16 protein-coding genes are annotated in these 14478 nt (G+C 73.6%); 8 read left to right on the top strand and 8 right to left on the bottom strand.

The window, feature by feature from the left end:
- Positions 1-45 precede the first annotated feature (45 nt).
- Positions 46-357, top strand: a complete 312-nt coding sequence (locus ACIQHQ_RS10550) for an ArsR/SmtB family transcription factor (protein ID WP_402611444.1) — start codon at positions 46-48, stop codon at positions 355-357.
- A 6-nt stretch (positions 358-363) separates the two neighbouring features.
- Here the strand turns inward: ACIQHQ_RS10550 and ACIQHQ_RS10555 are convergent, their stop codons facing one another.
- The 6 genes from ACIQHQ_RS10555 to ACIQHQ_RS10580 all read right to left on the bottom strand — a co-directional run bounded on the left by ACIQHQ_RS10555 (position 364) and on the right by ACIQHQ_RS10580 (position 6159).
- Positions 364-1017, bottom strand: a complete 654-nt coding sequence (locus tag ACIQHQ_RS10555; protein WP_402611445.1) for an ABC transporter ATP-binding protein — start codon at positions 1015-1017, stop codon at positions 364-366.
- Complete coding sequence (locus ACIQHQ_RS10560; protein ID WP_402611646.1) at positions 1010-1984, bottom strand: ABC transporter ATP-binding protein; 975 nt, start codon at positions 1982-1984, stop codon at positions 1010-1012. Before ACIQHQ_RS10560 ends, ACIQHQ_RS10555 begins: the two co-directional genes overlap by 8 nt.
- A 14-nt stretch (positions 1985-1998) precedes the next feature.
- On the bottom strand, positions 1999-2898 hold the full coding sequence (locus tag ACIQHQ_RS10565) for an ABC transporter permease (RefSeq protein WP_402611446.1): 900 nt from the start codon (positions 2896-2898) through the stop codon (positions 1999-2001).
- On the bottom strand, positions 2888-3856 hold the full coding sequence (locus tag ACIQHQ_RS10570) for an ABC transporter permease (RefSeq protein ID WP_402611448.1): 969 nt from the start codon (positions 3854-3856) through the stop codon (positions 2888-2890). The genes ACIQHQ_RS10565 and ACIQHQ_RS10570 overlap by 11 nt, the downstream gene beginning before the upstream one ends.
- A 20-nt stretch (positions 3857-3876) precedes the next feature.
- The gene (locus ACIQHQ_RS10575) at positions 3877-5466 is read right to left on the bottom strand and encodes an ABC transporter substrate-binding protein (protein WP_402611449.1); all 1590 of its coding nucleotides are present in this window, start codon (positions 5464-5466) and stop codon (positions 3877-3879) included.
- Positions 5467-5577: 111 nt separating this feature from the next.
- On the bottom strand, positions 5578-6159 hold the full coding sequence (locus ACIQHQ_RS10580) for a DUF6299 family protein (protein ID WP_402611450.1): 582 nt from the start codon (positions 6157-6159) through the stop codon (positions 5578-5580).
- A gap of 102 nt (positions 6160-6261) precedes the next feature.
- On the opposite strand from ACIQHQ_RS10580, the gene ACIQHQ_RS10585 reads away from it, so the two are divergent.
- On the top strand, positions 6262-6456 hold the full coding sequence (locus ACIQHQ_RS10585; protein ID WP_402611451.1) for a DUF5999 family protein: 195 nt from the start codon (positions 6262-6264) through the stop codon (positions 6454-6456).
- 33 nt (positions 6457-6489) lie between these two features.
- On the opposite strand, the gene ACIQHQ_RS10590 is transcribed toward ACIQHQ_RS10585, so the two are convergent.
- Both ACIQHQ_RS10590 and ACIQHQ_RS10595 read right to left on the bottom strand, forming a co-directional pair.
- Positions 6490-6888 carry a RidA family protein gene (locus ACIQHQ_RS10590; RefSeq protein ID WP_402611452.1) on the bottom strand — a complete coding sequence of 133 codons (399 nt, stop codon included), beginning with the start codon at positions 6886-6888 and terminating at the stop codon, positions 6490-6492.
- Positions 6885-8066, bottom strand: a complete 1182-nt coding sequence (locus ACIQHQ_RS10595; RefSeq protein ID WP_402611453.1) for an acyl-CoA dehydrogenase family protein — start codon at positions 8064-8066, stop codon at positions 6885-6887. Before ACIQHQ_RS10595 ends, ACIQHQ_RS10590 begins: the two co-directional genes overlap by 4 nt.
- Before the next feature lie 127 nt (positions 8067-8193).
- Between ACIQHQ_RS10595 and ACIQHQ_RS10600 the strand changes: the two genes are divergently transcribed.
- From ACIQHQ_RS10600 to ACIQHQ_RS10625, 6 genes are all read left to right on the top strand, one after another.
- Positions 8194-9804, top strand: a complete 1611-nt coding sequence (locus tag ACIQHQ_RS10600) for an AMP-binding protein (RefSeq protein WP_402611454.1) — start codon at positions 8194-8196, stop codon at positions 9802-9804.
- A 15-nt stretch (positions 9805-9819) separates the two neighbouring features.
- Complete coding sequence (locus tag ACIQHQ_RS10605; protein WP_402611455.1) at positions 9820-10632, top strand: PaaX family transcriptional regulator C-terminal domain-containing protein; 813 nt, start codon at positions 9820-9822, stop codon at positions 10630-10632.
- A 153-nt stretch (positions 10633-10785) separates the two neighbouring features.
- Complete coding sequence (locus tag ACIQHQ_RS10610) at positions 10786-11577, top strand: ribonuclease BN (RefSeq protein ID WP_402611456.1); 792 nt, start codon at positions 10786-10788, stop codon at positions 11575-11577.
- 161 nt (positions 11578-11738) lie between these two features.
- Positions 11739-12545 (top strand): molybdate ABC transporter substrate-binding protein, encoded by an 807-nt coding sequence (gene modA / locus ACIQHQ_RS10615; protein WP_402611457.1) that lies wholly within the window; start codon positions 11739-11741, stop codon positions 12543-12545.
- Positions 12542-13393 (top strand): molybdate ABC transporter permease subunit, encoded by an 852-nt coding sequence (modB, locus tag ACIQHQ_RS10620; protein ID WP_402611458.1) that lies wholly within the window; start codon positions 12542-12544, stop codon positions 13391-13393. The genes modA and modB overlap by 4 nt, the downstream gene beginning before the upstream one ends.
- Positions 13390-14472: an ABC transporter ATP-binding protein gene (locus ACIQHQ_RS10625; RefSeq protein ID WP_402611460.1), complete on the top strand. Its 1083-nt coding sequence runs from the start codon at positions 13390-13392 to the stop codon at positions 14470-14472. Before modB ends, ACIQHQ_RS10625 begins: the two co-directional genes overlap by 4 nt.
- Positions 14473-14478 lie beyond the last annotated feature (6 nt).

A 14478-nucleotide genomic window follows, 5' to 3' on the forward strand; every position in this document is an offset into this window, starting at 1 on the left:
GCCGGAGAACGAATGGGAATCGTTGTCATATGCTAATGTGTGCATATGACAACGACGCCCTCTCCCCCGACGGACGAGCCGGACCCGACGCTGCAGGCGGCCGGCGAGCTGCTGCGCGCCCTGGCCTCGCCCGTACGGCTGGGCATCGTGCGGGAACTGTCCGTCGGCGGGAAGTACGTCCATGAGCTGGTGACCGCCCTGGGCGTGAGCCAGCCGCTGGTCTCCCAGCACCTGAGGGTGCTGCGCACCTCCCGCATCGTCACCGCCCGGCGTCAGGCCCGCGAGACGCGGTACACCCTCACCGACGACCATGTGGCGCACATTGTGCTCGACGCCATCCGGCACGTTCAGGAGTAGCGCGTCTCAGGTCAGGCCGTCCCAGCGGACGGTGCGGTCGCACCAGCGTTCCAGCAGGGTGCGGTCGTGGCCGACGGCCAGCAGGGCGGCGCCCGTCGCGGCCCGGTAGTCCTCCACGGCCGCGACCAGGGCGGCGGCGGTGGAGGCGTCGAGCATCGCGGTCATCTCGTCGCACACCAGCAGGCGCGGGCGCAGCACCAGGGCCCGGGCGAGGCAGGCCCGTTGCAGCTGGCCGTCGCTGACCTCGTGCGGCCGGCGGGTCAGCAGGTCGGGGGTGAGGCCGACGACGGGGGCCAACTCGGCCATGCGGCCGGGGATTTCCTTACCACGGCCGGTGGCGCGCAGGGGCTCGGCGATCAGGTCCGTGAGCGGCAGCCGGGGGTCCGCGGAGAGCCTGGCCTGCTGGAAGACGACCCCGAAGGCGGTGCGCAGGGCGCGGGGGGCGCGATGGCGCCAGTGCCGTACGGGCTCGCCGTCGAGGAGCAGGGTGCCGGAGTCGGGGCGGTGCAGCAGGGCCGCGACGCGGGCCAGGGTGGACTTGCCGCAGCCGCTCGGGCCGAGCAGGCCGACGGACTCTCCCGGCGCGACGGTCAGGGAGACGTCCCGGACCACCGGCGCGTTCCTGACGTATCCGGCGGTGATGGAGCGCAGTTCAAGCACGGACGTCCTCCGGCACGTGCGGGTGGTGGCAGGCGACCGTGCCGGCGGGCGGCTCGGTGGCGCAGGTGTCGGTGGCCCGGTCGCAGCGGGCGGCGAAGGCACAGCCGGCCGGGAGGTCGCCGAGTTCGGGCGGCATGCCCGGGACGGGGACGAAGGCGCGGTCGGGCAGGGCCTGGAGCAGGCCGCGGCTGTAGGGGTGACGGGGCCCGGGCGAGCCGAAGAAGGCGGCGGCGTCGGAGAGTTCGACGATGCGGCCGGCGTACATGACCGCGACCCGGTCGGCGATGCGCTCGGCGGCCACCAGGTCGTGGGTGATCATCAGCAGGGCCCGCCCGCCGCCGTTCGCTGCGCTCGGACCGTCGACGTGCCGCCGCAGTTCGTCGACCGTGCGGTCCACCAGGTCACGGTCGAGTCCGGTGGTCGGTTCGTCGGCGAGCAGCAGGGGCGCGTCGCCGACCAGGGCGAGGGCGGTGGCGGCGCGCTGGGCGAGGCCGCCGGACAGTTGGTGGGGGTGGCGGTCGAGGTGGTCCGCCGGGAACGCGGCCCGTGCGGCGGCGGCCTCGGCGGCGGCGCGCAGGGCGGCACGGCCCCGGGTCGCGGTCAAGGCGGCGACCGTCTCCTCCAGTTGGGAGCGGACGGTACGCACCGGGGTGAGGTGGGCGGCCGGGCTCTGCGGTACGAGGCCGATGAGCCGCCCCCGGACGGCGCGGGCGAGGGTCCGCTCACCGGCCGTGAGCAGGTTCAGGTCGCCGAGGACGGCCGAGCCGGCCGTCTGGGCGTTGCCGGGGAGCAGTCCGAGCAGGGCTGAGGCCAGTACGGACTTGCCGCAGCCGCTCTCCCCGATCAGGGCCAGGCACTCGCCGGGCCCCACGTCGAACCGGGCGTCGGTGACCGCTGCGACACGGCGCCCGCCGGGCAGGAGGAACCGCACCGACAGGCCCCGGACGGACAGCACGGGATGTGCGATATCCAGGTCGGCGCTCACAGCATCAGCTCCGATCGGTGACGGGGATGGATCCGCTCCCGCCAGGCCCCGGCGAGTCCGGCGACGGCGAGGGTCGGGACGATGAGGAAGAGGCCCGGGAAGAGGGTCGGCCACCACTGGCCGGCCAGGAGCGAGCCCCGGGCGCCCTGGATCAGGGTGCCGAGGCTGGCCGTGTGCGTGGGCAGCCCGAGGCCGAGGAAGGACAGCGCCGACTCGTGCCACATGGCGTGCGGCACCATCAGCACGGCGGCGAGCGCGGCCTGGGGAAGGACGGCGGGCAGGAGGTGCCGTACGGTCACCCGCCACCGGGACGCCCCGCCGCAGACGGCGGCGTCGATGTACGGACGCGTCCGCAGCGACAGCACCTCGGCGCGCACGATCCGGGCCGTGGACAGCCAGTGGGTCAGCGCGACCGAGATCACCACCGGCCACACCCCGGGCCGGAACATGGCGACGATGAAGATGCCGAGCAGCAGATGCGGCACGGACGAGAACGTGTCGACCACCCGCATCAGGGCCCGGTCGGCCCAGCCGCCCAGCGCCCCGGCCGCCGCGCCCACGGCGGTGCCGACGACGGTCGCGGTCAACGCCGCCGCCACACCGACGAGCAGCGAGACGCGCAGGCCGTAGACGCAGCGCAGCAGCAGGTCACGGCCTACGTCGTCGGTGCCGAACGGGTGCGCCGGGGACGGCGGTCGCAGCTTGGCGGCGAGATCGACGGCCTGCTGGTCCAGTTGCGCCAGCGGCGGCACGAGCAGCACGGCCAGGACGGTCGCGGCCACCAGTGCGGCGGAGGTGCGCACGCGCAGGGCGCGGGTGGAGCGGCGCTGCGGTCCGTGCGACCGCCATTCGGTGTGCTCCGGGGCGGCGGCGGGCGCCGGTGCGTCACATGTCACTGAGCTTCACCCTCGGGTCGAACAGTCCGTAGAGCAGGTCGGCGAGCAGGTTGCCGGCGAGCACGGCGGCGGTGGCCAGGGTCGTCAGGGCGGCGAGCAGCGGGAAGTCGACGGCGGTGGCCGCCTGGACGGTGGCGGCGGCGATCCCCGGCCAGCTGAAGACGCTCTCCACCAGCAGGGCCCCGGTGATGAGTTCGGGCACGCGGGAGCCGATGAGTGTGAGCACCGGCAGCAGCCCGGAGCGCAGGGCGTGTCCGAGCAGGACGGTGCGTTCGCTCAGGCCGCGGGCCCGGGCGCCGCGTACGGGGTCTTCCGCCAGGGCGTCGCCGACGCCCTGGCGCACGTACAGGGTGAACCACGGCAGTTGGGACACGGCGAGGACCCCGGCGGGCAGGACCAGATGGCTCGTGACCTGTCCGGGCGTGACCTGCTCGCTGCCGGTGTCGGTCAGGCCGCCCGCCGGGAGGACGTCCCACTGGAGGGCGAACAGCCAGACGGCGAGCAGCGCGATCCAGAAGACCGGTGCCGCCTCCAGGGTGTAGGCGAGGGAGGTGACGGTCCGGTCCAGGAGCGAGCCGGGACGGCGGGCGGCGAGCACGCCGAGGAGCGTGCCCAGAAGGACGGCGGCGGCGAAGGCGACCGCGCAGAGCAGCGCGGACCACACCAGCCGTTCGCCGATGACCTGGGCGACGGGCTGCCGCATGACGCTGGAGTGGCCGAGGTCGCCGGTGAGGGCGGAGGTCAGCCAGTGCCACCAGCGGGCGGCGAAGGGCTGGTCCACACCGAGGTTCTCGCGCAGCCGGTCCAGGGTCTGCTGGTCGGCGCCGAGCGCGGCGGTGCCGGCGTAGGCCTTGACGGGGTCGAAGGGGGAGGCGGCGGCGATCGCGAACACGCCGAAGGTGACGACGAGCAGGACGGGCACGGCGACCAGCGCCCGCCGCCCCGCCAGCCGCGCCATGGCTCCCCAGGGCGGGCGGGTCACTTCTTCGGCTGCCAGTCCTCGATGTTCCACCAGGGGCCGCTGGCGAAGCCGTGCTCGTGCGGCTCCAGTTGGGTGCTCAGGCCGTCCCAGCGGTCGGCCAGGACGTAGAGGTGGTCGATGTGGGTGAGGAAGGTGTAGCCGGGGTCCCGCACCAGAGCGCGCTGGATCTTGTCGTAGGCGGCCCGGCGGGCCTTCGGGTCCTGGCTGCGACGGCCGTCGTCGAGGGCCCGGTCCACGGCCGGGTTGTCGTAGCGGGCCATGTTGTTGAAGCCGTCGCCGGCGAGGGAGGAGTGCAGCAGGGTGTAGAGGCCGAAGTCGGGGTCGCCGGTGCTGCCGAAGCCCGCGAGGACGGCCGTGTCCTTCATGCGCGGCTCGATGACCTCCCAGGTGGCGCTCTCCACCTTCACGTCGATGCCTGCCTTCTTGGCGTCGGAGGCATAGGCGAGGGCGTGGTCCTGGCGGACCTTGTCGCCGGAGGGATAGAGCAGGTCGAAGGCGGCCCGCTGTCCGTCCTTGGCGCGGATGCCGTCCTTGCCGGGTTTCCAGCCGGCCTCGTCCAGGATCTTCCCGGCCCCGGCGAGGTCCTTGGTGCGTTCGACGTCCTCGGTGAAGGCGGGGTCGTCGACGGGCAGCGGCCCGTACGCCGGGCGACCCGCGCCGTCGAGGATCTTGCCGACCATGGCCTCGCGGTCGACGGCGGCGTCGAGAGCCCGTCGGATCGCGCGGTCGCCTGTGACCTTGCCGGAGGTCGGGAGGGTGACGGCCCGGAAGTCGTAGGAGCGGGCCTCGTAGGTGCGCTTGGCGTCGTCGTCCTCGAACGTGGCGGCGAGGTTGGGCGGGAGGACCGCGCCGTCGAGGTCGCCGGAGCGCAGCCGGGTGGCGCGTACGTCGTCGTCGCCGATGACCGCCATGGTGAAGGTCTTCACCGCTGGCTCGCCGCCCCAGTAGCGGGGGTTGGCCTTGAAGGTGAGCTTCTCGCCCTTGCTCCAGTTGCTGAGGACGTAAGGACCGGTACCGACCGGCTCGGTGTTGAAGGAGCCGGTGTTGGGGTCCTGCTCGCCGGCTATGTGCTCGGGGACGATGGGCAGCACGGTGCGGGCGGCGAAGGGGGCGTAGGGGTAAGCGAGCGTGAAGACGACCTGGTCGTCCCCGCTCGCCCTGACCTCCTTGACGGCGTCCAGCTCGCTCTTGAAGGTGTTGTTGGTCTTCGCGTCGAGGACGGTCCGGTAGGTGTAGACGACGTCGGCGGCCGTCAGGGGTTCGCCGTCGCTGAACTCGACCCCCTCGCGCAGGGTGTAGGTGTACGTGCGGCCGCCGTCGGTGATCTTCGGCAGTTCGGCCGCCAGCGCCGGCTTCAGCTTCAGGTCGGCGTCGCGGGCGAGGAGCCCGTCGAAGATCTTGGAGTTGCCGTCCTTGCCGTAGCCGAGCAGCGGGCTGAGGGTGGCGGGTTCGGAGGCCACCCCGAGCACGACCGACCCGGCGGACCTGCCGTCGCCCGAGCCGCCGCCGCTGGGAGCCGAGCAGGCGGTGACCGCCGCGGCCAGCGCCGCCGTGACGGCGGACCCTCGTATCCGACGGGTCGTCATGTGACCTCACACCCTTGTTGCTTCGAACAGGCTATTGCAAAGATGACGCAATTAAACAGGATCGGCGGGTGTCCCGGTCCGGGACGCCCGCAGATGTGCTCACCGTCGTGCTCAGGTCCGGGTCGGCGTGAGGTCCTGCCCGCGGACCGCGCGGAAGGTGGGCAACGGCAGGCCGCTGAAGGTGCGCAGCTCCCTCACGGTGGCCTCGACGTGGGCCGCCCCGGCCACGAACGCGCCGAGCGGGGCCCGGCCCGTGTTCACCCGGCGGTGCGCGGCAGCGTCGCACACGGCCCGGTCCCGGCGATGCCGTGACGGGTCGTGGAGACGTCCCGGCTCGAGGACGAGCCGGCGAACACCGGGCCGCTGGAGTTCGCGCAGGGGGTAGGTGCCGGGCAGGGCGACGGTGCCGTCGGCGCGATCCGGCCCACGGCGTCGACCGTCACGGAACCGGCCGGGGCGAGGACGGACGCGGTGGCGGGCGCCGCGCCGGCGCCGGTGAGCAGGAGCAGCGCGGCAGCGGCCGCCGCGCCGGCAGGGGGCGTACACGCGTGGGGGAAACTCGCGGGAAAGAAGGGAATGGCGGCTTCCACTCGTGCCGGCCCTGCGGGCAGGCGCCGGTGACCCCGGTCCCTTCGGTGGCGAGTCCGCCTCGGCCGTCGTGGAACCGTCCCGGGAATGTCCTGGGCGGGTCACGCTTCCCGCCGGGCCGTTCCGATGAGCCCGCGACGGGAGGATGGTCTGTCCGTACGCGTCATCCGAACCCTTCGGACGGCCCTACCGACGTGGAGGTGCGCCATGTGTGCCCACCAGCCCCACTGCCCCGCGACCGACTCCCCCGCCGCGCACGTCGTGGCGGCCCGCCCCGAGCAGGGCTGGAGCCTGCTGTGCGACGGGACGGTCGTGTTCGACGACACCGGAGAACTGCTGCCGGACGGCCGCGTGGTGCAGCCGCGCCGGGTGACGGCGTGGGAACTGGCCGTCGCGGCCTGACCGGAGCGTCACCCCACGCGGCACGGGGCGGCTCTACGGCAGGACCGCGAAGCCGTCCAGTTCGACCAGCGCCTCCGCGTCCCACAGCCGGACGACCTGGACGACCGCCATGGCGGGGTAGTCGCGTCCGGCCGACTCGCGCCACAGCCGGCCGAGTTCGGGGGCGTGCGTGCGGTACGCCTCGACATCCGTGGCGTAGACGGTGACGCGAGCCAGGTCGGACGGTGTGCCGCCGGCCGCGGCGAGGGCGGCCAGCAGGTTGGCGAGGGCCTTGCCGAACTGCTCGGGCAGGGTCCGTCCGGCCACCTTGCCGTCGGAGTCGAGGGCCGTCTGGCCCGCCAGGAACACCACCCGCGAACCGCGGGCCACGACGGCGTGGGAGAAGCCGGCCGGCGGGGACAGGTCGGGCGGGTTGACGCGCTCGGTGCTCACCGGGCCTCCTGACGGGCGTACAGCTCCTTGGCGATGATGCCGCGTTGCACCTCGCTGGCCCCCTCGTAGATGCGCGGCGCGCGCACCTCGCGGTAGAGGTGTTCGAGCAGGTGGCCGCGTTGCAGGGCCCGGGCGCCATGCAGTTGGACGGCCGTGTCGACGACGTACTGGGCGGTCTCGGTGGCGAGCAATTTCGCCATGGCGGAGCGCCGGGGTACGTCCGGGGAGCCCGCGTCGTACGCCGACGCCGCCGCGTGGACCATCAGCCGGGCGGCCTCGGTGCGCAGGGCCATCTCGGCGACCTGATGCGAGACGGCCTGAAGGTCCCGCAGCTTGCCCCCGAAGGCGTCCCGCCCGGCGGTGTGGGCGAGGGTCGCGTCGAGGGCCGCCTGCGCCATGCCGACCGCGAAGGCGCCGACGCTGGGCCGGAACAGGTTGAGGGTCCCCATGGCGACCCGGAAGCCGCGGTCGGCCTCGCCGAGCACGTCGTCGGCCGTCACGGGCACGGCGTCGAAGTCGAGCGCGCCGATCGGGTGCGGCGAGAGCATGTCGAGAGCGCGGCCGGTCAGGCCCGGGCGGTCGGCGGGCACGAGGAACGCCGTGACGCCCCGGGCCCCGGCGCCCGGGGTGGTCCGGGCGAAGACGGTGTAGAAGTCGGCCTCGGGGGCGTTGGAGATCCAGCACTTCTCACCGGTGAGGCGCCAGCGGGCGGAGCCGTCGGGGGCGGCGGTGAGTGCCGTGCCGGGGGGCGGCCCGCCGCCCGGCGGGGTGTCCGGCTCCGCCCGCATCCCCAGCCCCGCCGCGTCCGATCCGGCTTCCGGCTCGCTCAGCGCGAAGGCCGCGACCGCCGTGCCGTCGGCGACCCGGGGGAGCCAGCGGGCACGTTGCGCCTGCGTGCCGTACGCGTGCACCGGATGGGCGCCGAGGCCCTGGAGGGCCAGGGCCGTCTCGGCCTCCGTGCAGGCGTAGGCCAGGGACTCGCGCATCAGGCACAGATCGAGCGCGCCCGAGGTGAACAGGCGCCCGAGCAGGCCGGCACTGCCGAGTTCGGTGACCAAGGGCCGGTTCACGTGCCCCGGTTCGCCCTTGTCGGCCAGCGGGCGAAGCCGTTCCGCGGCCAGGACGCGCAGTTCGGCACACCAGGCGAGTTGTGCCGGTTCGAGCGAGAATGCGGTCATCACCGGTCCCTTCTCCGCCACCCTGCGTTCCCGCTGGGCCACTCCGAGGTTATCGCGAACCGTTGACTGCCGTCACCAACACGATACGCTCCAGGGGCGAGCCCACCACGCCAAGGGGGCGAACCGTATGAATCCACGGGGCACGGCCCATGTCGACACCTTCGCCCGGGACCATCTGCCACCCCCGGACCAATGGCCCGAGCTCCGTTTCGACCTGCCGGAGCTGCATTACCCCGAACGGCTCAACTGCGCCGCCGAGCTGCTGAACGGCCCGCCCGGCGACCGCCCGGCGTTCCTCGTCGCCACCGGCGAGCGGTGGACGTACGGTGATCTGCGCGCCCGCGTGGACCGCGTCGCACACCTGCTCACCGGTGAACTCGGCGTCGTCCCCGGCAACCGGGTGCTGCTGCGCGGCCCCACCACCCCCTGGCTCGCGGCCTGCTGGCTGGCGGTGCTGAAGGCGGGGGCCGTGGCGGTCACGGTGCTCGCCCAGCAGCGCCCGCACGAACTGAGCACGATGTGCGAGATCGCGCGGGTGCGGCACGCTCTGTGCGACATCCGGGCCGTCGACGACCTCGTCAAGGCCGAGGTCCCCGGCCTGCGCATCACGGCCTACGGCGGTGACGCCCCGGACGACCTCCTCAACCGCCCGGCGCCCGCGGCCTCGTACGAGGCCGTCGCGACGGCGGCCGACGACGTCGCGCTCATCGCCTTCACCTCCGGCACCACCGGCCGCCCCAAAGGCTGTATGCACCTCCACCGGGACGTCCTGGCGATCGCCGACACGTTCTCCCGGCACGTACTGAGGCCCGGCCCGGACGACGTGTTCACCGGCAGCCCCCCGTTGGGCTTCACCTTCGGTCTCGGCGGGCTGGTGGTCTTCCCGCTGCGGGCCGGCGCGAGCGCGCTGCTGCTCGAACAGGCGGGGCCCCGGCAACTGCTGCCCGCCATCGCCCGGCACCGGGTCTCGGTGCTGTTCACGGCGCCGACGGCGTACCGCGCGATGCTCGACGCGCTCGACGGCCACGACGTCTCCTCGCTGCGCCGCTGCGTCTCGGCCGGTGAGAACCTGCCGGCGGCCACCTGGCGGGCCTGGCACGAACGCACCGGTCTGCGCGTCATCAACGGCATCGGCGCCACCGAGTTGCTGCACATCTTCATCTCCGCGGCCGACGACCGGATCCGGCCCGGGACCACGGGTGTTCCCGTGCCGGGCTGGCACGCGCGCGTGCAGGACGCGGACGGCGAGCCCGTACCCGACGGGCAGCCGGGGCTGCTCGCCGTGCGCGGACCGGTCGGCTGCCGGTACCTCGCCGACCCGCGGCAGCGGGACTACGTGCGTGACGGCTGGAACATCACCGGTGACACCTACGTCCGCGACCCCGACGGCTACTTCCGCTACGTCGCCCGCGCCGACGACATGATCATCTCGGCCGGGTACAACATCGCCGGCCCCGAGGTGGAGGAGGCGCTGCTGCGGCATCCTGACGTGGTGGAGGCGGCGGTCGTGGGCCGGCCCGACGAGGCCCGCGGACAGGTCGTACAGGCCTTCGCCGTCCTCAGGGAGGGCGCGCGGCGGGACGCCGAGGCACTGCGCGCGTTCGTCAAGAGCGAGCTGGCGCCGTACAAGTGCCCGCGCGAGATCGTCTTCCTGGACGCGCTGCCGCGCACGGCCACCGGCAAGCTCCAGCGGTTCAGACTGCGGGCCCCGGGGGTACCGGAAGGCGACCGGGACTGATCCGTACGACCTAAGATGATCAACGTGTCCGACCAGCATGCACCACGGTCTCTCATCGTCACGCTCTACGGCGCGTACGGCCGCTTCGTGCCGGGCCCCGTGCCGGTGGCCGAACTCATCCGGCTGCTGGCCGCGGCCGGCGTGGACGCTCCGTCCGTACGCTCCTCGGTGTCGCGGCTCAAAAGACGGGGACTGCTCGTGCCCGCCCGCACCGCACAGGGCGCGGCCGGGTACGAACTGTCCCCGGAGGCCCGTCAGTTGCTCGACGACGGCGACCGGCGCATCTACGCCTCGGCTCCGCCCGAGGACGAGGGCTGGGTGCTCGCGGTGTTCTCCGTGCCGGAGTCGGAACGGCAGAAGCGTCATGTGCTGCGCTCCCGGCTGGCCGGGCTCGGCTTCGGCACGGCCGCTCCGGGCGTGTGGATCGCACCCGCGCGGCTGTACGAGGAGACCCGGCACACGCTCCAGCGGCTGCGGCTCGACGCGTACGTCGACTTCTTCCGCGGCGACCACCTCGGCTTCACACCGACCGCGGAGGCCGTCGCCCGATGGTGGGACCTGGCGGCCATCGCCAAGGAGCACGAGGCGTTCCTCGACCGCCACGCGCGCGTGCTGCACGACTGGGAGAAGCGCGAGGACACCCCTCCCGAGGAGGCCTACCGGGATTACCTCCTCGCCCTGGACTCCTGGCGCCACCTCCCCTACACCGACCCGGGCCTGCCGTCCGAGCTGCTTCCCGCCAACTGGCCGGGGGTCCGCTCGTCGGCGGTGTTCCGGGGGCTGCACGAGCGCCTGCGGGACGCGGGGGCGGGTTTCGTGGGGCTCTGACCCCCACAGGCACCGCCCGGTTTGCCGCGTTTGCTCCGCTGTGGAACGGTCAATCGATGTCCGCGACTGGACGGAGCGCGCACCGGGAGGCGGGCCAGGCATGACCGTCACCACACCACCGAGGACGACAGGCGTCCGCGCGGACCGGCTCCCGTGAGGCGGTGGGGTCGCTCGGTGCACGGCGGGTGGGAGCGCGCCGGTGCGCACACCCTGGTCCGGCTGGGCCGCGAGGTGGAGTTGCTGCACCGGGCCATGGGCTTCGCCACGCTCGCGCTGGTCACCCTGGCGCCGCTGCTGATCGTGGTCGCCGCCGCCGACCCCCTGGGCCGGGGCGGATTCGCCTCGTGGCTGGCCGACGGCATGGGGCTGTCCGGGCGGTCCGCGCGGGTGCTCACGGAGATCATCAGTCCGCCACGCAAGGTCATCGGCACCACGAGCGTGCTCGGCGGGGTCGCGCTCGCCGTCTTCGGCGTCGCGTTCGGCGGGAGCGTGCAGAACGGCTACGAGCGGATCTGGGGACTACCCTCGGGCCCCTGGCATCGCGTCTGGCGCCAGGCGGTGTGGATGATCGCGATGACCGCGTACCTGTACCAGGAGGTGCAGACGCGCGACCTCACCTCGGGTCCGGAGCGGATCGCGCTGAACTCGGCGTCCGGTGTGCTGTTCTTCTGGTGGGGCCAGCGCTTCCTGCTGGGCGGGCAGGTCCGCTGGAGCGCTCTGCTCCCCGGGGCGGTGGCCACCATGGCGGGGCTGGTCGGCCTGCGCATGTTCTCCTACTTCGTCTTCACCCCCCTCATCGTCACCAACGCCATCAACTACGGAGCGGTCGGCGTCGTCCTCGTCGTGGAGTCCTGGCTCATCGGCGTGGGCTACGTCGTCTACGGCGGGGCACTCCTCGGCCGCTGGGCGCTGGAGCACCACGGGCACCGGCACCGCGACGAGTAGCAGGCCTCAAAGCAGGCCCGACTCCCCCGACCTCGTCCGTGTGAACGCACATGCCACCCCCAGACATCCCCATCCCGGCTCATGCGAATCCACAGGAGGGTTCGCCCTCGCATCTGCGGCATTATCATCGGCGCAGGCCCAGCAGAGGGAGCAGACCCGTGATGACCCGTACCGCGCACCGGACCCGCCGCCCGCTCCAGGGGGCCGCGGGGGGAGCCGCAGCACTGCTGATGCTGAGCGCCTGTTCGGCCGGCTCGGATTCCTCGGCGGGGCCGTCCGGGCCGGGCGGTGTCTCCGGTGAGGTGACCGTCTTCGCCGCGGCCTCGCTGAAGGAGAGCTTCACGACGCTGGGCGAGCGGTTCGAGAAGGAGCACCCCGGCACGAAGGTCACCTTCGGCTTCGGCGGCAGCGACTCCCTCGCCGCGAGCATCACCGGCGGGGCTCCGGCGGACGTCTTCGCCTCGGCCAGCCCCACGACGATGAAGGTCGTCACGGATGCCGACGACGCCTCGGGCCCGCCCGCGACCTTCGTCCGCAACGAGCTGGAGATCGCCACCCTGCCCGGCAACCCGCACAAGGTCGCCTCCCTCGAGGACCTCACCGCGCCGGACCTGAAGGTCGTGCTCTGCGACCGGGCGGTGCCGTGCGGCGCCGCCGCGCGGAAGGCCCTCGACGCCCGCAAGCTCACGCTCACGCCCGTGTCCTACGAACAGGACGTCAAGGCCGCGCTGACCAAGGTCGAGCTGAAGGAGGCCGACGCGGCCGTCGTCTACAGGACGGATGTGCGCGCGGCGGGTGACAAGGTGGAGGGCGTGGAGTTCCCCGAGTCCGCCGACGCCGTCAACGACTACCCGATCGCCCTGCTCAAGGACGCGCCCAACGCCGAGGCCGGCAAGGCGTTCATCGCGCTGGTGCGCTCCGCCGAGGGCCGGAAGGTCCTGGGCGCGGCCGGGTTCCTCACGCCGTGACGCGCCCGGCCGGCACGCCGCGGTTCGCGGCCGACAGCCTCCGGGGCCACCCCCGGCGCCGTCGTGTCCGCACGGGCGTCCCGCTGCCCCTGCTGCTCCCCGCACTGGCCGGCCTGGCGTTCCTGACCGTGCCGCTGATCGCGCTGGTCGTACGCACCCCGTGGCACGGCCTGCCCCAGCAACTGACCAGCGCGGAGGTGTGGCAGGCCCTCAGGCTGTCCCTGCTGTGCGCCTCGGCGGCCACCGCGGTGAGCCTGGTCGTCGGCGTGCCGCTGGCCTGGCTGCTGGCCCGCGTCGACTTCCCCGGCCGCGGCCTCGTACGCGCCCTCGTCACCCTCCCCCTGGTCCTGCCTCCGGTCGTCGGCGGTGTGGCACTGCTGATGGCGCTCGGCCGCAACGGCGTCGTCGGGCGGTGGCTCGACTCGTGGTTCGGGATCACGCTGCCCTTCACCACCGCCGGGGTCGTGATCGCGGAGGCGTTCGTGGCCATGCCGTTCCTCGTCATCAGTGTCGAGGGCACCCTGCGGGCCGCCGATTCCCGCTACGAGGAGGCGGCAGCCACCCTGGGCGCGTCCCGCTTCACCGCGTTCCGCCGGGTCACGCTGCCGCTCATCGCGCCGGGCATCGCGGCGGGCGCGGTCCTGGCCTGGGCGCGGGCGCTCGGCGAGTTCGGCGCGACGATCACCTTCGCCGGCAACTTCCCCGGCCGCACCCAGACCATGCCGCTGGCCGTGTACCTGGCCCTGCAGAGCGACCCGGAGGCCGCGATCGCCCTCAGCCTGGTGCTGCTGGCGGTTTCCGTCGCGGTCCTTGCCGGATTGCGCGACCGCTGGATGCGTGCGGGATGACGCGGCCCCCCGCGCAGGACGCGCACGCCGGCACCGCGACGGAAGGGCTGGACGCCCGCCTCGTCGTGGACCGCGGCGGCTTCCGTCTCGACGTGACGCTGACCGTCGCGCCGGGTGAGGTCGTCGCCCTGCTCGGCCCGAACGGCGCGGGCAAGACCACCGCGCTGCGCGCCCTGGCCGGCCTGACCCCGCTGACCGGCGGGCATCTGCGGCTGGAGGGCACGGAGCTGGTCCGCACGCCGCCGGAGGCCCGCCCCGTCGGCGTCGTCTTCCAGGATTACCTGCTCTTCCCCCACCTCACGGCCCTCGACAACGTGGCCTTCGGTCCCCGCTGCCAGGGCGCCACCAAGGCGGAGGCCCGTGCGCAGGCCGCCGAGTGGCTCGACCGCATGGGCCTCGCGGCGCACACCGGCGCCAAGCCGCGCGGGCTCTCGGGCGGCCAGGCCCAGCGCGTCGCCCTCGCCCGCGCCCTGGCGACCCGGCCCCGGCTGCTGCTCCTCGACGAGCCCCTGGCGGCCCTGGACGCCCGCACCCGTCTGGAGGTCCGCGCCCAGCTCCGGCACCACCTGGCCGACTTCGAGGCGGTGGCCGTGCTCGTCACCCACGATCCGCTCGACGCCATGGTGCTGGCCGACCGTCTGGTGGTCGTGGAGCACGGCCGGGTCGTCCAGGAGGGCACCCCGGCCGACATCGCCCGCCACCCCCGCACGGACTACATCGCGCGGCTGGTCGGCCTGAACCTCTACCGGGGCGAGGCAGACGGCCACACCGTCCGTCTCGCCGACGGCCCGCCCGTCACCACCACGGAGGTCCTGTCGGGCCCGGTCTTCGTGGCGTTCCCGCCCGGCGCGGTGACCCTCCACCGCGAGAGGCCGACCGGCTCCAGCGCCCGCAACCTCTGGCGCTGCGAGGTGGCCGGTCTGGAGACCCACGGCGACCAGATCCGGGCCGACCTCACCGGTGAACTCCCCCTCGCCGCCGACCTCACGACGGTCGCCGCCGCCGAACTCGACCTGCATCCGGGCGCGCGGGTCTGGGCCACGGTGAAGGCAACGCAGACCCATGCATACCCGGTGTGAGGCGTC

Origin of the sequence: Streptomyces sp. NPDC092370, assembly GCF_044755265.1 — a bacterium.
GTDB lineage: Bacteria > Actinomycetota > Actinomycetes > Streptomycetales > Streptomycetaceae > Streptomyces.